Source organism: Psychrobacter aquaticus CMS 56 (genome assembly GCF_000471625.1).
Lineage (GTDB): Bacteria > Pseudomonadota > Gammaproteobacteria > Pseudomonadales > Moraxellaceae > Psychrobacter > Psychrobacter aquaticus.
On the sequence record NZ_AUSW01000015.1, the window covers coordinates 60652 to 80969 of the forward strand.

Below are 20318 nucleotides of genomic sequence, written 5' to 3' on the forward strand. Positions count from 1 at the left end.
CTATACTCTATAGGTTGTATTTTGCGGTATTAGGCTATCTATGGGTGTCCATTGAATATTGAATGTCGCCCCTGCAAAGCCTTGTTGTTCACCGTGTTGCAAAGCACTGATTTTAACGCTCTCAACTCGCGGCTCATGTGCCAATATGGCATCAGTCGCACGGGCAATAAACAAGGGTGCTACATCTTTAAAATTACCATCTATAAGTGGCATTACCTCACAGCCAAATTCTGGTCGGTGCGGCACATTGCCTTTAGGTGTTGATAAAATAATACGGATGGCTTGCTCAACATCGGCGAAGCCTTCGACAATACTGTCGCTACTCAAGCTTGACTGCCAATGTAAGCTATTACTAATTACTGCTGTCATATGCCATCCGTATTATTGGTCTATTTATTATCTAATTGAATTTTATAAAAGCATTACATAATGACCTCCTATACCTAATTAATAACAGTATTTACTAGATGTGAGAGACCTTATATTAAACGGCTAAGCGATTTCTTGATTTTATGATTAATTAAGGGTTAGCTGGGCGCAGACGTAGATGAGCCACCGTTTTCAACACCGCCATGCGTGTGACCTATAAATGATATACCACCAATGACCGCATCATCAGTGATGATAGCCGTACCATTGATCGTCGTATTTCCATTGATCGTAGTCTCAGCATTGACCGTTGCAATATTTGCAGTAATTTCTGCATTCTGACAAATCATTTGTACATCACCCACAGCCTTGATCGTTAGCACACTTGATTCATTGTCGTACTCGATGCGCGTGCCATCATCAAAATCTTTAATATAACGATGATCGTCTGCAGGACTATTATCGACGTCGCTAAATACTGACCCTAGACAAAGTGCCGATTCACCCTCATCAGTGAGCAATAGAGCTACTTGCTCGCCCTTAACGGGTGGATCGTAGCTCTTAGCGCCTTGAGTACGAGCGCTTAATATCAGCGCCCACGGACTTAAGATACCGTCCATATCAGGCAGTACAGCTTGGATACGCAGCGGATTATATTCGATATTTTCAACCAGCCCATACACTACTTCAGTCATGTGATATACCTTAGTGAGTCGCCACATTATCAATCTTAGTAAAGTCAACGCTAGTTGTATAACCGTTGCTACGACTAATGCTATGAGTTGCCTGCTTAATACGATATTTACCATCGAAGCGATCAAAGCCTGTCATTTTAATATTACTACCAGCCGTTAGCCGAGTGTCACCAGAGAGACTAAACTGCCCCTCACAGCCTTGCTCATTATCAGCGTTAAGCTGCGCATCTGCTTTGGCTGTAGCCACATCTTCGGTCGCGGCATGAGAGCGGCTATTTATCTTGTCGTTACTACGATTTGCCATTGATAGTCTCGATATTATAGAAATTATACTGGTGCAATTACGCCATCTTTTAACCCATAAACTTTCAAAGGCAGTTTTTGCTTTTTGGTCTTGCGCGAGGATTTAGGTACAGCTGTAATTTTATTCGCTCGTTTTTTTGCAGCGGTCTTTTGGCTCACTTTTTTAACTGCTTGCTGTGTTGCCTTAACTGTTTTTTTAGTCTTAGGATTGTGACGAGTGACAGTGGCTTCTTTTTTAACCGTGCGTATCTGATCGCGAAAACTCCAACCACGGTGCATCTCTGTACGATCAATAGTAGCGATGATTACCGCATCATTTAATGCTTGTAAATGACTAAATATCAGCCGCTTGCCGATTACCTTAACAGCATAGCCATAGGTTATGGCCAGACGCTTAATAAAGGCTAAATCTGTCTCCTTTTGGGTAATGCGCTCTATACGTAGCGCGGCAATTTTACCCTCTACGCTATAGCCTAATTGACGAGCCACTTTCACGATGACCTCATTGAGCGTCTGGTCATCGTAAGCGACATGTTTAACCGTACGTAGACCATCATTTACACCTGCAGACAGCGCACGAATTTGTACCGTATTAGGAGCGTCATTAAGCGTAATCTCATCAATCTCAAAAATGCCACAATCAAGCAATGGCTCACCCTCATATCCAATACTAAACATTAAAGTTGCGCCTTTATTAGGATACCAGTCCGACATCCACAGCCTATCGGGATCAGCTAACGTAATACTGAGCTCATCCGCTTCACCTGATAGATGATCGACGTACGAGGCATCAATCATTGATTCTGCAATATCATGAGTGGCCGTCTTGTTGTTATACAATAAAGTAAACGCTGGTATTCTAATCATCCTCATCTGCCTCATCTTCCCGAAGCCATGGTGGTAAACTGTCGCTAAGCTGTTTACTTGGTGTCGAAATAATAGGTATAAAAACGATCTGTCCTGCGCTCAATATCGTCGTAATAGACAGATGACGATTAGCGATAATGATCTGCTCATATGCTATTGCATTACCATAATATTGATAAGACAGACTATCCCATCGATCTCCATCTGATGCGATATGCTGCAAATATCCTTGCGCGATAACTTGAGTCATAATTGCCGCCTTGTGGCTGCACTGCGCGTCAGCTCAAGCATCATTGCTTGACGACTATCCAATATTTGTGACAGATCGTTGATATTATTACTATCAAGCGTAGGGAGAGGCGGCACAGTGTCACCTGTCCAATCACTACTAGCAAAGTAAGCATTGATTATCATTGTCGCGTTATTGACTTGACTAAAATCACCTTGAGACACACCTTGTAAAGTACGTAATACACTGCGCGCTCGATGCTGAGCGATCAGCGCATCTTCTAAATGCTGCATTGGTTGACGCACAGGCAGTAGGCTCGCGACATCGGTAGTTACTGCGGTCTGAACAGGCGCGGGATTCGATAGAGCTTGGCTAGTATCACGTACGGCAGGAGCGGTTGGCTTAACTGCCGTATCACCCGTGAACTCTGACAAACTCAATGAGCCTGTTATTACTAGTGGCTTACCATTGGGCGCGATCTCCTGATAAGTCACATCGACATCATCAAGTGTCACCCAGCCTTTATAATCGACATAATCGAACACCAGTGGCATCGGCTCACCTTTAGCACAAGCACTTTGAATAAGATCTAAGAGCACTTGCGGCTCACAAAACATATGATGCAGCTTAAAGCTTAAGCGCCATTCATCAAGCTTAGCCCCCAGTCGTTGCTTAGTGGTTTTATTTAACGGTCGCTCATGAATAGCAAAGTCGTAGCCGCTTCTTAACGTCAGACCATGTATGCTTCGAGCTTCGCCAAGATTAATCTCACCTAAATGGGTAATCATGCAAACGCCCTCCGTTTTCTATTACCCTCAACTTGCATCAGCATGCGCTCAAAATCTGCATAACTAGCTGCTAGACCTTGCTGCACTTGTCCTGATACGTCACTGCTGCCGGCAGCGACTTGCACATTAATAGTAGGGCTAAAGCTAATAGAACCTGCACTCATGCCACCCGCCAAGCTTTGCGAACCGAGCACCTGATTGGAGTACTGCGTTTGCGCAAGACGTTTTGCCATTTGTTCAGAGGCTTTAAGCGCCAGCGGTGTGCCTTGCGTGATACCGAGTGCTGTCCCTTCAGGGATACCACCACCTAGCTTAGTGAAGACTTTGGATGGTGAATTTATACCAAGCTTCGATTTAAACCAGCCTGATACCGAGTCGCCCATAGTGCTAATAGTATTTTTTAATTCTCCAAATTTAGCTTTGACACCACCGATCAATCCTTGAATAATATTGACACCATACTGTCTAAAGCGTGTAGATAATCCTCCAAAATATCCAAAAACAAAAGAGAACGCCCTAACAAACAATCCAAGCGGACTAAAGCTTGCAAGTGTAAATAAGATATTTTTGACGCCGCTGTTAGCGAAAGTTTTGAGACTGTTCCATATGCCAATAAAAAACGCTTTGATAGGTGTCCAATTTCGGTATATTAGATAGGCGGCTACAGCTAGCAGACCAATAGCGATAAACAATGGATTCGCCATGGCCGCCAGACCGACTGCTCGTAATATCCCACCGACGAACTTAAGCGCACCACCAAGCTTCATAAGGATTGGCGATAACTGACCAAGCAGTGCCATATTACGCAGTACTGTTATGCCTGCGCGCAGTCGATTAAATAAAGTAATCATAGACATAAACGGCGAGATAATAGACAGCACTGCAAAGCTCACGCCCCAAAACGCTACTTTCGCCAGTAGCAAACCGCCGACGATTTTCACTGTTCCTGCTATCAGCTCAGGGTTTGCTCTTGCCCACGCCGCAAATGTCTGCACCAGAGGTAACACTGCTGTTAGCGTCTCATTGAACGCAGGTAGTAGCGCGCTACCGATAGTAACAGCCACCTCAGTGGCATTGATCTTAAGTTTTTTGAACTGTTCGGTAGGTGATGACATACGCTGAGCAAAGTCAGTGCCGATACCATCATTGCCAGCCGCTTGTTCTGAGCCTAACTTGATACGCTCGAACTCATCTTTGTTGCCGATCATAGGACGAATAAAGCTCAATGCTTGCTGATCCTGAAACAGCTCACCCAGCTTATAAGTTTCAGCCAATCGATCCACAGCCATTTGCCGCTCTTGATCATCTTTGATACTCATAGCCTTGGTGAATTCAGAGGCAGCTTTAGGCGACTTCGTGCCAATGTACTGCTCAACCAGACCCATCATTGCCGTCATTGGCGTCATACCATCTTTGACCAGATTGGTCATAGATTTTTTTAGATCGATTCCAGCATTCTCAAAATCATCAAGCGTGCTAGGTGCAGTAAGCTTTGCCATGAAGTTACGCATGTTATTCGCCGCCTCATCGCTTGAGCCTGCGCCCATTCTCGCCACCTGTAGTGCTGCGCCAATCTCTGAGACGGCTTCCTCGCCCTGAATACCTAATGATTGATAAAACGGTGTAAGACTCGGCAGCCACTTGGCCATATCGCGCGCTTCAAACTGACCCGCTTTGCCCGCATAGCCAAGCATATTCATCGACCGATCAAAGCCTTCAGCCGTAACACCTAAGTTATTTTGTAGTGCCAGAGCCGTATTGCCCACATCCTCAAACGAGGTGCGCCAAGCGGTCGCAATGCGCGTCATCTTAGGCGCGAACATTTCAAGCTCTTTTGCACTACCGATACCACCTGCGACCAGCGTACCAAGCCCTGAATTTATATCGGTTAGTGTCTGATTATACTCGAGTGCCGTACCTCGTACCGTCTCACCAATACGGACTTGCTCTGCCGCTGACCAGCCACCCGTGATTGCCAAATCAGTAAGCTGGTCTTGAAACTCAGCCGCCTGTTTTATAACAGCACCCACAGGTAGCGCAAACGCAGTCAGCTGAGCCGTACTGGTTGCTAAATTGCCACCAGCCGTATCTCGCAGGTTGCCTATACGAGCGCCGCGCTCAATGGAACGGTTAAGACGTTCTTGCGCCCGTCGGGTCTCTTCAATAGCACGGGTAATACGATCATAGTTTTGCCGCAAGCGACCTAGATCCGCATTGGGTCGCTGCATCGCACGCGCCATGACAGCACCTAAGCGCTGTTGACGAGCAGTGAGCTGCGTAGTGGTGGTATCTAATCGATTCATATCTCGATTGACACCGCCAAGCGCACGGTCAAGTGCACCATCTACCACCGCACCGATACGCATCATGAGCGACATATTTGCCATACTTACAACCTATTTTGACTGCTTATTTTGCGACTCTATTTGAGCATTGGCCTCATCGATCCAAACCATGAAGTCATCAATGAGCATCTCATTGATCTCACCAGGTTGGATGTGGAACCACTTAGCCAGCAGACCCTGTAGACTCTGCCATTGATCCATCGGTACCACCGAAGTTAAGGCTAGAAAATCGCGCCCGCACCGCTTGATAGTCAATCATGTGCATATCATCCAAGTCCTCCATGACCAAATCACAGGACACCGCTACCATAGCCGTTTCAGTTTCAGCCTCATCTGTACCGCCGCGTCGCTGTGCCTGTTTCATTTCACGCACGTTGATACCGCGAACATTTACCTGATTGATAGGCGCGCCAGCAGCAGTGGTATATGGATGCTTAAGTTTAATAGGCGGATTAGGTTTAGTAGTCGCTTCTTTAGCTGTAGTCATGATCTGTATCCTAAGAGTTGTATTGTTAATTTAAAAACACAAAAAAACCTTAATGTCGCGATGCAACATTAAGGCTAGGATAAACAGATAATCGCTTGCTTAATTTTATGATTGATTAAGGAATAACGCGGCTTACATTACGTTGGAGCGGTAGTCTGCGAGCATGTCCTCACCGCCGATCTTAAAGATATTTGCCATCGCATCATACTCAACGATATCCACACCGTCGAGCACCTGCTTGACATAGATACAGGTCAAATCATATTCAAAGTCGACGTTCTTTTTATCACCGAACTTACCTAACGGCATGTTCTTTACAGCGACCGTCATAAACGTAACCAGTGGCAGCTCACTGGCACGCCCCATACTATTATGCACACTGACACTAGATCGCGCCTGAATCTGCTTGTATCTAAAAGGCGTTAGCTGACGGGCAACATCACCATACAAGCTGTTCATCTTGATCTTGCCTTCCAGTTTGTCCACCGCGTTCGTTGGTAGTTCAATTTCGCCGATCATGCCTAGCGCCTTGAACTCTTCAAACATAAATTTAAGCTCAGGCAGATCTACTGTTTCAGCTTTACCCAGCATTGACTTACCATCAAGATAGAGCACTGCTTGGGTGATTTTATGAATTTCGATACCGTTATTGGACATTAGATGCCTCCCATATTGACGGACTTAAGATCAAGCAGATATTCACCCGTAACTTCGCGCTCATAGGTGATACGTTCCATTGGGAATATCGGCGTAAATTTGTAGCCGACGCGGATTTGACCTTGTGATACTTGGCTGATAGGGTTACGTGCAGGGTCAAAGTAAGCCTGACCACCCACGATAGCGCCACGCATAATGAGCACTCGCAAGTACTCATCGACGAACCCAACGATAGCATCGATCTGCGGCTGTCTGATATCACTATCGACGAACGGCAAGCTTGATTGATGAATACTCACTTCGATATTGTCTTTGGTACGCTGTACTTGCTCAAAGTTTTCATAGTCATTGATGACAGGGAATGCAGCCGTGCGATTGCCCCATGTGAGGAAGCTGGTACCAAATGATTTAAACATCGTAGAGATGCCTGCCTCATTGAGTAAGTTCGTCTCCGTATCAGGGTCATCGATACGCGCCGAAATCACCCGCTCAAGTCCCAACGTCCCGCGTATCTCTTTATTCGACGAACTTGTCCAATAGCCGACCTCACGATCTACTCGAGCGCGGACACCTGCCCATGCGATAGACGACGGCTCAAGCTTGACGCCGCTGGTGACTGGATCAAACACTTTACGATGTGGGTAACAGATACGTATGCGCTTTGATTGTGTTTGATAGACCTCAACACCAAGTGGTGCAACACTACCGCGACTCATTACCGCTTCAGTTGGCTTAAAGCCAAGCGGTAGATCGATATAACTGACCGCTTTAATTTTAGCAGCCATCACGTCCAGAGCACCAGCCACAGCAGGTACACTGCTAAACCCTGGTGCGATCAAAATCTTCGCATCATAGCCGTAGATACCATAACCGTCACCGAATAGCTGAATGCCCGTACGAGCGCCCTCAGACGTTGTCGTACCGATGATATCAGCCACATCGATAGTATTGGTATTACTGCCAACATTGATCACCATGACCATACCGCACCCTTGCTCACGCAAGCTCTTTAGCGACGCTGGGATAGTGTGGTTGCTAGTCACTGCGCCGAACTGCGCATCGTCAGTTGATGACAGACAGATAGTGATTGTATTCACATCGCCTGCCGGCGCAGTACCGACCAGACCAATGATGCCAGATCGTACCTCGCGCACTTGCGTTGTACCTTTTGAGACATCGATGGTCTCAGTACCGTGTAAGAATTGGGTCATAGTAAACTCCATGATGATTATGAGAATAGTGGCAGCGGATCTGTCTTATTACCTTTAAAGCCTTTGCTTTTTAGTGTCAACGCGGCAAATCTAAAGGCTGAGTTATTTGCATGGCACAAGCGGCAGCTGTAAACTCAATATAATCACCATCTGAGTGATAAACCGCAGGCGCTAGCCCCTTGCTATTAAGCACCGCTATATTATTTGCCAAGCAAGATTTGACGATATCAAAAGCATCAACATAAGGGGGGAAGTCAGGCTCATACAACCCATCAATTTCTGCTTGTGTGCAACGCATTATTTTAAGTGTTGAAGGTTGGGTAATAATACTTATATCAGTATCCGCATTAGGTGCATTTGCAGATATCACAGTATTAAGATCTGCAATATCAGTGTTTTGTATTAGGTCGAACCATTCTGTTAGTGGCATAACATTCAACCCACCTACCGTAGGTACTTTATTTGCAATCTCATCTTTTAGTGTCTGCTCTGTAAAACATGCCAAACTAAGACTGGTATCAGGGTGGCCCAGCAACTTATCACTTTCAATAATTGTCCCTATAAAAACATCGAACTCTGGCGGGAACAGGGGTGGAGTTACGTAATACCATTCGGTGAATCCATTAAAAAACAAACTAAGATGACTAAAAGCTTTGAGATCATCGATTTTGCTGCCTGCGACCGCATCGATAGCAAACTGAAAACCACTGTCAGTAAATTTATTGATATTAATGGGATCGTTGTTTAATTGCATTTTAAGGCATGATGATATAGCCATGATAAATCCTTATAATTAGTGATTAAGTTAAACCGCCGATACGACCATCAGGAAGTGGAAGCGCTAGATTGATATAACTCACGCCAGAACCACCCTTCATACCAACCAACAAGCCCACACCAACCAAACGCTCGGTATACGCATTTGTCGGGCGAGTGACAGGCATTGGTGTCTCAGTAGGTTGGATTAATTGCGTCACGCCACTTTCAGTAACACCCGTCACACAGCCTAGATATTCATAATTTGCCATCTCGTTATCCTTCTAGAATTCATTGATTGGTAGAGTTTGCACAAGCACTGCTTCCGTCTCAAAATCCACCCCGTAATACCACAGTCCCGACTGGTGCTGGATAAAATAATCACGCACAGGCGACAGCGGCTGATCACAATGAGTAGGTGTAAATCCTGACAGCATTGCCAGTACCCAGTCGACCAATGGCACAGCCCCATAGCGATCATATAGACCACGACTTACGATAGTAATAGTGAGCATCATTGTGCGAGGCCGTACTACTGCATAGGTATCGTTGTGCTTTGGATAGTTTGACTTGCCATAATTAACCAGTAACGCGCCGTTTGCATGATTGAGTCGATAGTTAGCAGGCTTCTCAGGATAGAACTCGACGGCCAGCTCATTGCCCACCGTATCGCTTAGCTGATCTACAATAGACTGGCTAAGGGTTGTGGTTAGGCTGTGTTCTGGTAGTCCCATTAACTGATCCTTTTACCTAGTATTGATCGAGCAAGTCTTTACTAAAGGTCGCCTGTTTATTGCGACTAGGTCGCACGTGTACCCGAAACTCACCATCATCTACAACTTGCTTGCCTGCCATCAGATTCCCTTCAGGAACACCAAGCGTGATTGTCCCATTTTGGATTTTAACCAAATCTTTGAGTGCGTCTGTATATCCATTGCGCACGGTTTCTGGCAGCTCAAACCCTTCAGGGCGACGCTCATATAACTTATAGCGAGCGATCTGTTTAGCGATTGATGAGATGACCGTCGGCGTAGTGCGAAAGGGTAATTGATAGCGCCCGCGTAGATATCCGTCGACAGTTTCGCAAGCTTCCATAATGACCGTTTCAATAACGACGACATCAGCGATACCGTCGGCATCGTCATCAGTCAGCTCAGTCATGACGCGATCTGGTACGAGTGTCTTTTGGTCAGTAGCGCTGATATAACTCATTACTCGGCAGCCTGTACTTGTTTGGCATCATCAGCCAATAACAACGCTTCAAGCTCATCGTTGCGAGCAGTGGCATCATGCTCAATATCGCGACCATCCAGCTCAGCGTTTAGATCTTTTTTGAGCCAGCCATCGTATGGATTTTTGACTGATTCAGCCACTTCGACGGCTTCAACAATTTCAGGCTCGACAGCTTTGACTGCCTCAACAGCCGCTACTGGCTCAGGCTGCGGCGCTTCGATTACAGCTTCATGCTCAACTGGCAGACCGATAGTCTGTACTTCATTGACTGGCGGCGTGGTATGGTGCGCCTCAGTTGTTGGCGGTTTAGGTGCATTGATAACTGATGTATCAGGTTCACTATCACTAGGTGGCTGCGGCTGTAGTCCTGCATGCTCAGTATTATCAGGTGTAGTGGCGGTGACTGTCGCTAGCGTCTGACGCTCTTCATACGCTTTTAGCTCATCAGAGCTAGGCTCTCGTACCGCGCCACTCATCCGCAAAAACGTTACATCTTGAGCGGACACTTCTAACACGCTACCAGCTGGGTAGTCGATGCGGTTATGGCTGATCGCCATCATCGCAACGACGATAGTATTCAATCCTGTGCGTAAACGTTGAGTCTGTTTCATATCTCTATCCTTAATAAAATGGTTTTAAATAAGTGGCGCTGCGTCTGGCAACGCGACTTATTGATAGGCTACCTAGATGCTACTAGGCGACGTTTTTAAACAAGAAGCCTGCACTGATACCTGCGATGATTGGCTTACGCTCATGCGTCACGGGATAGATCCAGCTTTTCTTGTTATCGTCATAATATTTTTGCTCGACGTATGGATGACCTTCCATCTCGTAGGTATAACCGTATGCTGGCATCTCCATATCTAGCTCAGCCTCGCTTGGTGTATAAGCCAAGATCGCATCATTACCCCATGCATCGACGGTATCGCCTAACACATCATCGAAGTACAAGGCACGACCCACGACCACTTCATCCAGATCAAATAAATCAGCCAACATTTCAGCAGAGACCGATTTACCATCAGCCGTGATGGTTAGACGTGCACGGATTTTAGGATGATTTTTGAGCGCAGTGAATGCTGCAGGACCAAGTACTAAACGATTAGGTTCGACGGCACAAGACGCACGAATGACGTCACGACCCGCATCGACATCACCGATAGGATCGCTATCAGGGTCTGTCCATTGGCTAGTACCAGAGAGTACTTTCTTATTACTAGCAGCGTAGCTTTCAGGCTTACGCGCGGTTAGTGCTTGTTGCACTTCAAGCTCAAGCATCAAAGCGTTCCACGGTTTACGCACGGTGCGTTGTTCGATCTTGATACTTGGTGCAGTCGCATTAGCATCACGCAACTTTTCACGTGGTAACACACCTTCTAAGCTATGATTTTCAAGCACATAATCCACGCCCGCGTAGCCGACATCGATACGCTTAGTATTAGATCCTGGTGCACGCGCCGTGTGATAGATGCGAAAGTCACGGTCGGTGAACATAATGACCTTGCCGCCAGTCGTTTGCACAGGCACACGTGGGAACAGTACGTGACCGACGTTAGTAGCTACGCCGTAGCCTTGTAGCACTTGAGTGAGAATAGGATCTACAATGATTGTGATCATGACATTTGCCTTTTAATTATTTAGTTTGATGACGTTTGTATGACTAATGGTTAGATAAAGCGCTGCGAGCACTTAGCGCAGTAGTACCTCAGCATGACCAGTTGCCGCGGCGTCATAGAGCATGATGCCGCGCACTGTATTAGGTACAGCTACAGCTTCGCTTGATGGCTTAATAGTCATCGCACCTGTCTCATAGCAGATAGCGTCTCCTCGTAGCACCGCCGTATTTGCGATACCGACCATATTCACACTAGCCGTACCCATCACCGTGACTGCCACCATTTCACCTGCATTAGCATCATGTTCAGTGACGCCAAGCGGTAAGGCGTTGGCACTGATGGTTAGACCCATCACATCGACCCACGTGCCTTTTACTGTATCCTGCTGTACAGTGACTGGCAGCGATAGCACGTTGATGTGTTGTACGCTTTTATCCATGTTATCCATCGTCGTATTCCTATTAATTAAAGTTTTTAGCCATCCAATTGCGAGCAGTGCCAATGCAGGCTAACCACCGATTGCTATAATGGCAGTGCTGTAGTCCACTTTATGTGCCTCAGCGTAGGTTACTGCTTGCTGATGTAAAGCAAGACGGTCACTGTCGACAGCCGTACCTGATGGCGCATCAAAGCCAACTTTGCCATGAGCAGGAACAGATGCAGCCTCACTAAATAAATGCGCGAACGTAGACGCATCTGCTTTGGTAAGTGTCTCCTTTACCGCTTGTTTGAGCGGCTGCTTAGCATCGCCTTCACCGAAGTCAACAGGGCTATTGCCACTGTCACGATCCAGCGCATCTAAGATAGCCGTCACCATAGTTTTGCTAGCGGGAGATACTTTGCCATCGCTGACTAGGCTTTCTGCAAAGTCAGCGTTTTCTTTTTCAGATGCTTGAGTTTTGGCAGACGATTCCGCTTGCGTCTTAGCATCCAGTTGCGCTTGTAGTGCCGCGATTTGAGCATCTTTATCTGTAGTATTGGCTGTCGCTGCTGCGGGTACGGCTGGTGGCGTGGCTGGAACAGGCGGTACTGGTGGAATAGTAGGGTCAGACATAGGGTCATCCTTTTGAGTATCAGTGTTAAGATTTTGATCATGAGTGGTAGTCTCTGTCGTATTGCTCTCACCAAAAAACAGCGTTTGCATAGCCGAGACAAAACTTTCAAAGGCAGACTTCTTAGCTTCAGCAAAATCTACCGTTAGCGTGACAACGTCGGCATCTTCATTGAATTCGATCGGTTGCAAGCCTTTTATGGCTGGTGGCTCTGCACCTAAAAACCCTACATGACGTAAATAGTAAGAGCCTTTGACAGGATTAGTAGGGCTATTAGGCGGATAGAATGAAGCAGATACTTTCTTATAACTGCCAGCCGCGACTTGTTCGCTAAACTCAGCATTAACTTGTTCGGGAGTTGCAAATAAATTGCCATTGTCACTTGTAAGAGATTGCACCCAGCCGTATGCGGGCGCTTCTGTTGTTGGATGTCCAACCACAATAGGTGCTTGATGCAGACTAGGATCATAGGCAGCGATAGCAGCAGCGAGATCAGATTCACCAAAGGTCAGCGTTTGACCGTGGCTATCAGTATGTGTACCCGTTTTAAAGATGTGGATGCGTTTCATAGAACAGTGTCACCAATAGTGCATTTATGACACATAGTAACGAGCTGATTAGCTTGATAATTTTATGGTGGATTAAGGAATAGCGAGGTTGTATTGATAAAATGAAACGTCATTACCTGTCGTGTAATTTACGCGTATCTCTTGAATTGTCCTTAGGGTTAGCGGATGCTAAAAGCTCAATGAGGCACAACTTGATATAATTAAGGAGGTTTTAACATGCAAACTAGTGCTATGCCGTCGCAAGATCATAAAGCCAATGCGACTTTAATAGGCGTCTTAGACGCCAAAACTCATGCCAACTTGCCACAGTTTTTGCATAAACTATCGGCGGGTAGTCCCACATCCACAGCCGATGATATTAAGATGATAGATCTTAATACGCTATGCTTGCAGCATCCAACTGAGACCTTCCTTTACCAAGCTGGCGGTGAGTCAATGGTCGATGCGGGTATCGATGATGGCGACTATTTGCTAGTAGATCGCCAGTTAGAGGCCAAGTCAGGGCAGCTAGTTGCCGCCTCATATTTTAATGAGACTTTAATTAAAGAGATGGTCATTGATGATTACGGCATTACGCTCATTGCCCATAGTGATAACCACAAAGATTTGGTCGTTGAGCATCCTGAATATTTTATAGTGATAGGTGTCGTCACTTGGGTATTTGCTGACAAGCGCGGGTGGCGAGGATGAATGATAACAACACAGCAATTAAAATAGCCGTGTTCTTCACAATAGCGTGGCTACTATTTTGTCTATTCTTTACTTTTAGTGTCAAAGGCTCTGGTAATACTGACTTTGCTACAATTGGTAGTTATATCGTGGGTATATTTGCTCCCATTAGTACGATACTATTTTTTGCAAGTATATTAATTCAAAAATCAGGGTTAGACGATCAGAATAAACGCTCTTTAGAACAATCCCAAGCAGTAGAAAAACAGCTTCAAATTGCTGAACAAAGATACCAAAATGAACAAAAAGAGATTGAAGACAATAAACCTAAATTTACCATATCCTCAAATCTAGACGAGATACTAAATAGTGTTGCTATGCATGGTAATTTTGATATTGAAATACTTATTGATAATAAGCGTGGTGCGGCTAATGTCACTGATGTCGAGGTTTCTTTTAATCCCTATTTAGCAATTGATAATATCACTGTAGCCTATTTAGCAGATAATATTGTGTTCACAGCATCTATAATTCATAGAAATAATAATTGTTTTATTAATATTTATAGCAGAACCGATATATCAACTTGTTTAAAACATTTTAGTCAGCAAAACTGGATTGATCTTTCAGGAATCGCGCCATATAAGAGAGAAACAGAAAGACTGATTGCAAACTTACTATCTGAACTTAAATTAAATATCTTCTATGACTCTCGACGTATTGGAGCAAATTCAGACCATTATAATTTTGAAGTTCAATATGACTCCAATCAGATTGAAATGAAAAGATGCTAATGCTACTTAGATCTTGTTCTATTACGACGGGTAAAAGGCGTTTATAAACGTTTATAAACGCCCTTGATAGCCAATCATACCTATCCGCCACTTAAAGGCATTAAATACGCCTAAATCGAAGATATGAATGATACTAGACTTGAACTTTTATATCTTAGTACACACATCAATAAGTCCGTTCATTAATTAAAAGGTATAGCCATGTCAAAACTAAGTAGAGAAGCCGTAGCTGAATTTGCAGCTATAAAGGTCGTCATAAGCAAAGCCCCTCGTGACGCTGCTGTTCAAGAAGTCATAAACAATGATGAGGTATTTCAAGACGAAGGTACTAGAGTTTTAGGCGAAAGTGGTCTTGACTGGGATTCTGCCGAACTAGTTGAATCACTTACTGACACATCAGAATATGATCAACCCAAAATGCCTAGCGACTCTAAAAAGATTCAACAGATCATGGCTGTTAGAAAAGAATTGTTAGAAGATGGCACAGTAGATAAGTTTTATGTTGATGACCTTGTGTACGAACGTGTTAGATAATTAATATCAGTTATTAATTAGATACTCCGTCGCCATATTCATAAGTATATCTACATCCTCTTCGCTTGCACCCAGATAATTGCGAGCGGGGATATCGCCCCACAGATACGGGTAATCTGCCTTACTACCGCCAAAGTGCATCATCGCGCCGTAGACCATATTCGTGCCTATCGTCACGCTATCACTAGCTGCCTCATAATGGATAGATTGCATCAACGTATTGTTTGCAATTAGCGGACGCTTACTCATTATTTTATTAGCACCGCGTCTGTTGAGTCGCCCGCTTTTATTAGTATGTGATTTACCAAGCATAGCCGCCAGTGTTACTGCGCTATTGGACTCCCAGCGTGTACCATCGGGTGACGTTGAGGTTTCAAAGTTATCGTGGGTACTATTGATCATGTGCTCACCCATCTGTTCCATCAAAGGCGACAGATCGCCCGTACGCTCTAGTATACGCAGCAGTTGAGCAGTGATTTGCTCCATACCTTCTACATCAGCTATAACCATTGTTATCCACTTATTATCACGTTATAATAAATACACTTAGCCCACAACTGCGGTGAGTCTCCCTCCCGCCACTAACCACTATTAGCATCCTTGTTAATCTTAAGGTTTCAGTGATTGGCTTGAGGACTCAGGGAGCGTCCTGCTAAGCCCCTCATTTCTGCATTACCTCTCAAGCAATACCTCACCGCGTTTTTTAATAGCAGCATCTTTAGTACTATCCAGACGATATGATTTCAAATAGATTTCACTGCCATCTTGTGTCTGATGCAGTACTGCACTATATCTTGATTTCTTATCTTTCATAAACCCTTCAACCCATAGTGTTCGCTTCGATAGCTCCCCTGTAGGCTTGTGAATTTGACGCACAATAAGCGATGCATCGTCGATGACTCGCTGCACTTTTTGATAGCTTGAGGCATCAAAACCACGGTTGCCTTCTCGGCTTATCGCTTGCTTGAGCGCATCATACTCACTTAAGCGCACAGTCTGCGTTTGAACGCCCAATAGTTCACGTTGCTCATTACTAAGTACGGCTACTACAAAATCTTCACCAGTATCTTGTGCGCGTATCAGTCTGTTTTTATCTAACCCTGATCCTACATAATTGCCACTGGCTTTGAGCTCATCCTTTTGTGTTTGCATGCGCCCAATCCAACGTTCAAATACACCATCAGCCATACTTGATGCCACCATAGACTTTGCAATCACAAAGCTGTACTTATCAATGTTTGGTTGCCATGTAGATCCTGCAGCATGCTCCCAGCCGACTTGAGTATAGCCGTCTATATCAGGAGTGTTAGCAACTGACAGACCCAGCCGATTCATATCAGCTTGGCTGAGCGTACGGGTGTAGCAGTTGCAACCATAGCCGTTTGGCGGATAGTTGACTTGCCACCACGCATCATCTGCTTTTAGAACTTTGTTGTTAAGGCGTTGATGATACAGGCGTGGATTGTCTCGTGTCACATGACGATACTGCCAGTATGGACGGGCTTTCATCATTTCTGGCGTGGTCATCTGTTGCCAGCGGCCAGCAGCATGGCTGGTACGCATATTGGTTAGATAGATAACCCGAGTACGCCAAGCGCGACCAACTGTGCTATCACTTCCCGTGTAGTCCTTCCAGCCTCGTTTCTCTACAATAGACGCAAAACGCTTCCGAAACGCACCAAGGCTTTCACCATCTTCGATCGCACGACCTACCGCACTTTGTAAGTCTCGCAGTAAATCTGCTTTCATAGCACCAGCCACCACAAAGGCTTTGTCGTGTTGGATTGCCGATATGTCTTTATAGCTCTGTGTTGGCAGCCGCACTTTTTGCTTAAAGAAATCTATCTGCGACTGGAACTTAAGCCCGAATGCAGCTTGTACTTTGGGTAGCTCATTCACAGATCAGCCTCCGCTTGCACCTCAGTACGTCCCGCTAGTGTCGCCGCCATAAGCCCCATCTCAATCACATCGACGAGCTGCTCGGTGGGTAGGTTGTCGAACTCAGCCGCAATCATATCAGGCAATGCCTCCATACTAGGGGCGCTATTTACTAGCAATTGCAAACGATTTAGCCAGTCATTAACATATTGCTGACTAGCAGCGGTAATCTTATCAATGTTCGCATCAGCATAGTCGAGACGCAATGGTTCAAATTCTTGCTCACTAAAGTCAGCTTTAACGCCTGATACTTGAGAAGCAGTGCCATCAGATTCATTCACCCGCGTGCGACTGGTTGCACCCAGTACAGCATCAACCTCTACCTCATCATCAGCCAATTTATACGCTCGCATAAAGTACTGCTTAGTCAGACGTGCGCCCGCTTTTTGTAGTTTCTCATCGCGTCCAGCCAGTGCTTCAGTAATATCTTCATCTGACCACATCGACCAGATTGGCATGACCTCATTATCACCGATATTGATCTGTACGGCATAACGCAGCAGCTCATTGATAGCTTCGCTTATCATTTCTCCATCAGCGTCGCGGATATCATCTGTGACCTCAAGCCCTGCTTGCGCCGACGCATTCGTACTAGAGGAGTCCGTCGATTGGTCTTGACCGAGCAGTGCGATATTGATTTCACTCCGACAGTATTTAAGTAGACGCTCAAACATATCCGCTGTCGCGCCTTTGCCCGCCGCTTCCATAATCTCAACGGAGCCATCATTAGGGATTGCCGCGACACCATCTTGCGACAGCGTCTCTAAGCTATCCATTATCAGATTGACCTCACTCTCAGGTGTTCCGCGTGGATGCTTACCGACGATGAATGCTTGTCCGTACTTATCCGCAAAGCGTAGCCAAAATTTAAGTCCGCCTTTACGAAATACCGCCGACCAATACACTGCCGCTAGATCAGCGACCCCATACGGATTAGCAAAGGTCGCATCGTTACGCGCCATAATGAACTTCATATCAGGGACAGCATCCCCTGTGATATTGCCAAGCTTACGAAAGCATAGCTGATTCTCATAGTCGAAGCTGAACCATTCGGGTGGTTTGCCAAGCACTCGCTCAGGCAGCCAGTATGTGCCCACCTTACTGGCACTTTTTGTCCAATAGATCTCAGCTGGGCTATAGCCATACAACGATGCATCGTGAAGCTCGCGTATTAACGATCGTAGCTTTACATTTGCTAGTATTTGCTGACATAAGCTCATGACTTTATCTGAGGCATCGCCTTGTTCAAGTCCATACTCAAGACTAACTACTGATGAGCGCCGACGTCTGACCGCGCCCTTGATAGCAGGGTCGTTAAGAATATCGCGGTACACCTCGACATCACGCCCGAGCTTTTTCAGCACCGCATCAGGGTTAGGTAGTGACATCATAATACCGCCGATATCGAATGACCCATAGGCAGTTGCTTGAGCGCGGCTTGCGATCTCAGTGGATAGACTCTGTGTTGCAGTTTCGATTACTGTTGTCATTTAATACCCTCGAATAATACTGTTAAATCGCTGGCGGATTCCGATGCCTTGCTGAATATTTTTATCTTGCACTGCAGGACGGCTATTCACCGTCAGCTTGCCGTTTTTCATATTGAGATAGGCGCAGTTTGATAGACATAATGAGGGCGCAAAGTCGCCATGACGCACCACATCAGGGTCTTTCAAATCTTTACGACGCAGGGGACTGATCATAGGAATACCATTGACCTCCTCAATCTGACGCAAATCTTGCGTCAGATTGCTATCAGCAGGCATCGTGATCATCCCGTCTTCAAACAGCCCCGTCATCTTTGGCATATACTCGCCATACCAAGACTGCGTAATCTTGACCTGCATAATGCGTGAGTGACCGAACTCATCAGCGGTCAGTTCAGCCACAGTTTCACCAGTACCTGTCGCATCCATCGCACCGCCAACGAAGTTAGGTAGACCATTAATAACGGCAAACAGTATCTGCAGCTGCTGCTTAGCGGGTACTTTTTGCATCTCAATCACGAACGGCACAGTGCGTTGCAAGTTCTGCTCTATTCCGAGCGGATTGATAATACTAAAGTCACGATGTCGCGCATAATCTTGCCCGAAATACCACGGGATACGCGGATCAAGCGCTGCCAGTAGCGGCTCTATATGGACGGTTATCCACGCGTTGACATGATCTTCACGCTCCGCGATGCTCTTTTCGACGAAGTTTTCAGGTAGAATGAGACGCAGTACTGGGCGACCCTGCACGGATGCACTTTCAATCCATACGGTAGGTAGACTGGTACTATTACCATCACGTGCGATAGCATCCAGCTCTTCACGCATCTGCGTCTTGCGACTACCATAGCCACGACGAATCTTTTTATACCACTTCTCTTTACCTTCGCTTGTTGGCAGCTCACCTTTGATCAGACAGACGCGCTCATATAGACCATTGGCGACAGCATCATCGAAAGTCACTTTATAGACGACAGCCGTATCCTCATAGACGCCGCTATTGACTTCTTTTATGAGCTGGTTAAAGGCGTTAGTCGTGCCATTGTGAGTGCTGATGATAACGATACGACTGCCCCAGATGAGCAGAGCAGTTGCCGCATCAAGTACCGCCTGCACATTTCTATGAAACGCCGCTTCATCGATTACCACATGCCCCTGCAGACCACGGATGTTTTCAGGGCGAGAGGATAGCGCGACGATCTGAAAGCCACTGGCTAGACGTATGCGCCAGCTGGTAATATATTTAGTCTTGCCGTGCTCGTCTTGATCTTCAAATAAGAACTCTTCAATACCACTAACACCTTGTCCTTGAGCGACCGCGATAGTGCGCAGGAATTTAGCGCAGTAGCCGACGAACTCCAGACCCTTTTCTTTGGTATCACCGACGTAGTAGACATTGTCACCACCGGCATGTCGTTGACTTGCTGCCACTAGCGACTTATCGAGCGCCATACCGAACGTGATACCAGTACGCCGTCCTTTTTCAACGACTAAAATATCGTACTCATGCGACAGCGCGATAGTATCTGACTGATGACTCATCAGCAGACCATCAGCCATCGGATTAAACGCTTCAGGGATATCACGGACAGACTGTGGCAGCTCCTCCCACTCGACGATACGCTTAGTATCGTGTGCAGACTTGAGCGTATTGAATAGCTTAGCACCTGAGTTGGCAGCACTAGAGGCAAATGCTTTTATCTTACTGTCCGTCAC

26 protein-coding genes are annotated in these 20318 nt (G+C 45.9%); 3 read left to right on the plus strand and 23 right to left on the minus strand.

What is annotated here, in order from left to right; all coding sequences use genetic code 11:
* The 19 genes from M917_RS03860 to M917_RS03945 form a co-directional block, all read right to left on the minus strand.
* Window positions 1-369: a GPW/gp25 family protein gene (locus M917_RS03860; protein ID WP_021813458.1), complete on the minus strand. Its 369-nt coding sequence runs from the start codon at window positions 367-369 to the stop codon at window positions 1-3.
* Window positions 370-527: 158 nt separating this feature from the next.
* The gene (locus M917_RS13660; protein ID WP_021813459.1) at window positions 528-1064 is read right to left on the minus strand and encodes a phage baseplate assembly protein V; all 537 of its coding nucleotides are present in this window, start codon (window positions 1062-1064) and stop codon (window positions 528-530) included.
* A 10-nt stretch (window positions 1065-1074) separates the two neighbouring features.
* Window positions 1075-1368 (minus strand): hypothetical protein, encoded by a 294-nt coding sequence (locus tag M917_RS14090; RefSeq protein ID WP_021813460.1) that lies wholly within the window; start codon window positions 1366-1368, stop codon window positions 1075-1077.
* A 23-nt stretch (window positions 1369-1391) separates the two neighbouring features.
* Complete coding sequence (locus tag M917_RS03875; protein ID WP_021813461.1) at window positions 1392-2234, minus strand: phage late control D family protein; 843 nt, start codon at window positions 2232-2234, stop codon at window positions 1392-1394.
* Complete coding sequence (locus M917_RS03880; RefSeq protein WP_021813462.1) at window positions 2227-2484, minus strand: tail protein X; 258 nt, start codon at window positions 2482-2484, stop codon at window positions 2227-2229. The genes M917_RS03875 and M917_RS03880 overlap by 8 nt, the downstream gene beginning before the upstream one ends.
* Window positions 2481-3251 (minus strand): phage tail protein, encoded by a 771-nt coding sequence (locus M917_RS03885; protein WP_021813463.1) that lies wholly within the window; start codon window positions 3249-3251, stop codon window positions 2481-2483. The genes M917_RS03880 and M917_RS03885 overlap by 4 nt, the downstream gene beginning before the upstream one ends.
* Window positions 3248-5638 carry a phage tail tape measure protein gene (locus M917_RS03890; RefSeq protein ID WP_021813464.1) on the minus strand — a complete coding sequence of 797 codons (2391 nt, stop codon included), beginning with the start codon at window positions 5636-5638 and terminating at the stop codon, window positions 3248-3250. Before M917_RS03890 ends, M917_RS03885 begins: the two co-directional genes overlap by 4 nt.
* 9 nt (window positions 5639-5647) lie before the next feature.
* Complete coding sequence (locus M917_RS14095) at window positions 5648-5797, minus strand: GpE family phage tail protein (RefSeq protein ID WP_021813465.1); 150 nt, start codon at window positions 5795-5797, stop codon at window positions 5648-5650.
* Window positions 5760-6083 carry a phage tail assembly protein gene (locus M917_RS03895; RefSeq protein ID WP_021813466.1) on the minus strand — a complete coding sequence of 108 codons (324 nt, stop codon included), beginning with the start codon at window positions 6081-6083 and terminating at the stop codon, window positions 5760-5762. The genes M917_RS14095 and M917_RS03895 overlap by 38 nt, the downstream gene beginning before the upstream one ends.
* Window positions 6084-6215: 132 nt before the next feature.
* On the minus strand, window positions 6216-6740 hold the full coding sequence (locus M917_RS03900; RefSeq protein WP_021813467.1) for a phage major tail tube protein: 525 nt from the start codon (window positions 6738-6740) through the stop codon (window positions 6216-6218).
* Window positions 6740-7951, minus strand: a complete 1212-nt coding sequence (locus M917_RS03905; protein ID WP_021813468.1) for a phage tail sheath subtilisin-like domain-containing protein — start codon at window positions 7949-7951, stop codon at window positions 6740-6742. Before M917_RS03905 ends, M917_RS03900 begins: the two co-directional genes overlap by 1 nt.
* A gap of 76 nt (window positions 7952-8027) precedes the next feature.
* Window positions 8028-8729 (minus strand): hypothetical protein, encoded by a 702-nt coding sequence (locus M917_RS03910; RefSeq protein ID WP_021813469.1) that lies wholly within the window; start codon window positions 8727-8729, stop codon window positions 8028-8030.
* A gap of 22 nt (window positions 8730-8751) precedes the next feature.
* The gene (locus M917_RS03915; protein WP_021813470.1) at window positions 8752-8979 is read right to left on the minus strand and encodes a hypothetical protein; all 228 of its coding nucleotides are present in this window, start codon (window positions 8977-8979) and stop codon (window positions 8752-8754) included.
* Between the two features lie 12 nt (window positions 8980-8991).
* Window positions 8992-9441, minus strand: coding sequence for a Gp37 family protein (locus tag M917_RS03920; protein WP_021813471.1), 450 nt, complete (start codon window positions 9439-9441; stop codon window positions 8992-8994).
* 16 nt (window positions 9442-9457) lie between these two features.
* Window positions 9458-9919 (minus strand): gp436 family protein, encoded by a 462-nt coding sequence (locus tag M917_RS03925; protein ID WP_021813472.1) that lies wholly within the window; start codon window positions 9917-9919, stop codon window positions 9458-9460.
* Window positions 9919-10551, minus strand: a complete 633-nt coding sequence (locus tag M917_RS03930; RefSeq protein ID WP_021813473.1) for a hypothetical protein — start codon at window positions 10549-10551, stop codon at window positions 9919-9921. Before M917_RS03930 ends, M917_RS03925 begins: the two co-directional genes overlap by 1 nt.
* An 82-nt stretch (window positions 10552-10633) precedes the next feature.
* The gene (locus M917_RS03935; protein ID WP_021813474.1) at window positions 10634-11557 is read right to left on the minus strand and encodes a major capsid protein; all 924 of its coding nucleotides are present in this window, start codon (window positions 11555-11557) and stop codon (window positions 10634-10636) included.
* A gap of 72 nt (window positions 11558-11629) precedes the next feature.
* The gene (locus M917_RS03940; RefSeq protein WP_021813475.1) at window positions 11630-12004 is read right to left on the minus strand and encodes a capsid cement protein; all 375 of its coding nucleotides are present in this window, start codon (window positions 12002-12004) and stop codon (window positions 11630-11632) included.
* A 60-nt stretch (window positions 12005-12064) separates the two neighbouring features.
* A complete protein-coding gene (locus M917_RS03945) occupies window positions 12065-13177 on the minus strand; it encodes a phage protease (RefSeq protein ID WP_021813476.1) in 1113 nt (370 codons plus the stop codon).
* A gap of 216 nt (window positions 13178-13393) precedes the next feature.
* Here M917_RS03945 and M917_RS03950 point away from each other — a divergent pair, with 216 nt between their 5' ends.
* The 3 genes from M917_RS03950 (at window position 13394) to M917_RS03960 (ending at window position 15174) form a co-directional block, all read left to right on the plus strand.
* Window positions 13394-13867, plus strand: a complete 474-nt coding sequence (locus M917_RS03950; RefSeq protein WP_021813477.1) for a LexA family protein — start codon at window positions 13394-13396, stop codon at window positions 13865-13867.
* Complete coding sequence (locus M917_RS03955; protein WP_021813478.1) at window positions 13864-14640, plus strand: hypothetical protein; 777 nt, start codon at window positions 13864-13866, stop codon at window positions 14638-14640. The genes M917_RS03950 and M917_RS03955 overlap by 4 nt, the downstream gene beginning before the upstream one ends.
* Before the next feature lie 201 nt (window positions 14641-14841).
* Window positions 14842-15174 (plus strand): hypothetical protein, encoded by a 333-nt coding sequence (locus M917_RS03960; RefSeq protein WP_021813479.1) that lies wholly within the window; start codon window positions 14842-14844, stop codon window positions 15172-15174.
* A 6-nt stretch (window positions 15175-15180) separates the two neighbouring features.
* Here M917_RS03960 and M917_RS13665 read toward each other — a convergent pair whose 3' ends face one another.
* The 4 genes from M917_RS13665 to M917_RS03980 all read right to left on the minus strand — a co-directional run bounded on the left by M917_RS13665 (window position 15181) and on the right by M917_RS03980 (window position 20318).
* Window positions 15181-15684, minus strand: a complete 504-nt coding sequence (locus tag M917_RS13665; protein ID WP_021813480.1) for a phage virion morphogenesis protein — start codon at window positions 15682-15684, stop codon at window positions 15181-15183.
* A gap of 162 nt (window positions 15685-15846) precedes the next feature.
* Window positions 15847-17073 (minus strand): phage head morphogenesis protein, encoded by a 1227-nt coding sequence (locus tag M917_RS13670; protein ID WP_021813481.1) that lies wholly within the window; start codon window positions 17071-17073, stop codon window positions 15847-15849.
* Window positions 17070-18602 (minus strand): DUF935 domain-containing protein, encoded by a 1533-nt coding sequence (locus M917_RS03975; RefSeq protein WP_021813482.1) that lies wholly within the window; start codon window positions 18600-18602, stop codon window positions 17070-17072. Before M917_RS03975 ends, M917_RS13670 begins: the two co-directional genes overlap by 4 nt.
* Entirely contained in the window at window positions 18603-20318 is a 1716-nt protein-coding gene (locus tag M917_RS03980; protein ID WP_021813483.1) for a phage terminase large subunit, read from the minus strand. It abuts the gene before it with no gap.

What these genes read in the sequence shown, in the direction of transcription:
- M917_RS03860 (WP_021813458.1), bottom strand. Translation starts at nt 369, where the DNA reads ATGACAGCAGTAATTAGTAATAGCTTACATTGGCAGTCAAGCTTGAGT.
- M917_RS13660 (WP_021813459.1), bottom strand. Translation starts at nt 1,064, where the DNA reads ATGACTGAAGTAGTGTATGGGCTGGTTGAAAATATCGAATATAATCCG.
- M917_RS14090 (WP_021813460.1), bottom strand. Translation starts at nt 1,368, where the DNA reads ATGGCAAATCGTAGTAACGACAAGATAAATAGCCGCTCTCATGCCGCG.
- M917_RS03875 (WP_021813461.1), bottom strand. Translation starts at nt 2,234, where the DNA reads ATGATTAGAATACCAGCGTTTACTTTATTGTATAACAACAAGACGGCC.
- M917_RS03880 (WP_021813462.1), bottom strand. Translation starts at nt 2,484, where the DNA reads ATGACTCAAGTTATCGCGCAAGGATATTTGCAGCATATCGCATCAGAT.
- M917_RS03885 (WP_021813463.1), bottom strand. Translation starts at nt 3,251, where the DNA reads ATGATTACCCATTTAGGTGAGATTAATCTTGGCGAAGCTCGAAGCATA.
- M917_RS03890 (WP_021813464.1), bottom strand. Translation starts at nt 5,638, where the DNA reads ATGGCAAATATGTCGCTCATGATGCGTATCGGTGCGGTGGTAGATGGT.
- M917_RS14095 (WP_021813465.1), bottom strand. Translation starts at nt 5,797, where the DNA reads ATGGATCAATGGCAGAGTCTACAGGGTCTGCTGGCTAAGTGGTTCCAC.
- M917_RS03895 (WP_021813466.1), bottom strand. Translation starts at nt 6,083, where the DNA reads ATGACTACAGCTAAAGAAGCGACTACTAAACCTAATCCGCCTATTAAA.
- M917_RS03900 (WP_021813467.1), bottom strand. Translation starts at nt 6,740, where the DNA reads ATGTCCAATAACGGTATCGAAATTCATAAAATCACCCAAGCAGTGCTC.
- M917_RS03905 (WP_021813468.1), bottom strand. Translation starts at nt 7,951, where the DNA reads ATGACCCAATTCTTACACGGTACTGAGACCATCGATGTCTCAAAAGGT.
- M917_RS03910 (WP_021813469.1), bottom strand. Translation starts at nt 8,729, where the DNA reads ATGGCTATATCATCATGCCTTAAAATGCAATTAAACAACGATCCCATT.
- M917_RS03915 (WP_021813470.1), bottom strand. Translation starts at nt 8,979, where the DNA reads ATGGCAAATTATGAATATCTAGGCTGTGTGACGGGTGTTACTGAAAGT.
- M917_RS03920 (WP_021813471.1), bottom strand. Translation starts at nt 9,441, where the DNA reads ATGGGACTACCAGAACACAGCCTAACCACAACCCTTAGCCAGTCTATT.
- M917_RS03925 (WP_021813472.1), bottom strand. Translation starts at nt 9,919, where the DNA reads ATGAGTTATATCAGCGCTACTGACCAAAAGACACTCGTACCAGATCGC.
- M917_RS03930 (WP_021813473.1), bottom strand. Translation starts at nt 10,551, where the DNA reads ATGAAACAGACTCAACGTTTACGCACAGGATTGAATACTATCGTCGTT.
- M917_RS03935 (WP_021813474.1), bottom strand. Translation starts at nt 11,557, where the DNA reads ATGATCACAATCATTGTAGATCCTATTCTCACTCAAGTGCTACAAGGC.
- M917_RS03940 (WP_021813475.1), bottom strand. Translation starts at nt 12,004, where the DNA reads ATGGATAACATGGATAAAAGCGTACAACACATCAACGTGCTATCGCTG.
- M917_RS03945 (WP_021813476.1), bottom strand. Translation starts at nt 13,177, where the DNA reads ATGAAACGCATCCACATCTTTAAAACGGGTACACATACTGATAGCCAC.
- M917_RS03950 (WP_021813477.1), top strand. Translation starts at nt 13,394, where the DNA reads ATGCAAACTAGTGCTATGCCGTCGCAAGATCATAAAGCCAATGCGACT.
- M917_RS03955 (WP_021813478.1), top strand. Translation starts at nt 13,864, where the DNA reads ATGAATGATAACAACACAGCAATTAAAATAGCCGTGTTCTTCACAATA.
- M917_RS03960 (WP_021813479.1), top strand. Translation starts at nt 14,842, where the DNA reads ATGTCAAAACTAAGTAGAGAAGCCGTAGCTGAATTTGCAGCTATAAAG.
- M917_RS13665 (WP_021813480.1), bottom strand. Translation starts at nt 15,684, where the DNA reads ATGGTTATAGCTGATGTAGAAGGTATGGAGCAAATCACTGCTCAACTG.
- M917_RS03975 (WP_021813482.1), bottom strand. Translation starts at nt 18,602, where the DNA reads ATGACAACAGTAATCGAAACTGCAACACAGAGTCTATCCACTGAGATC.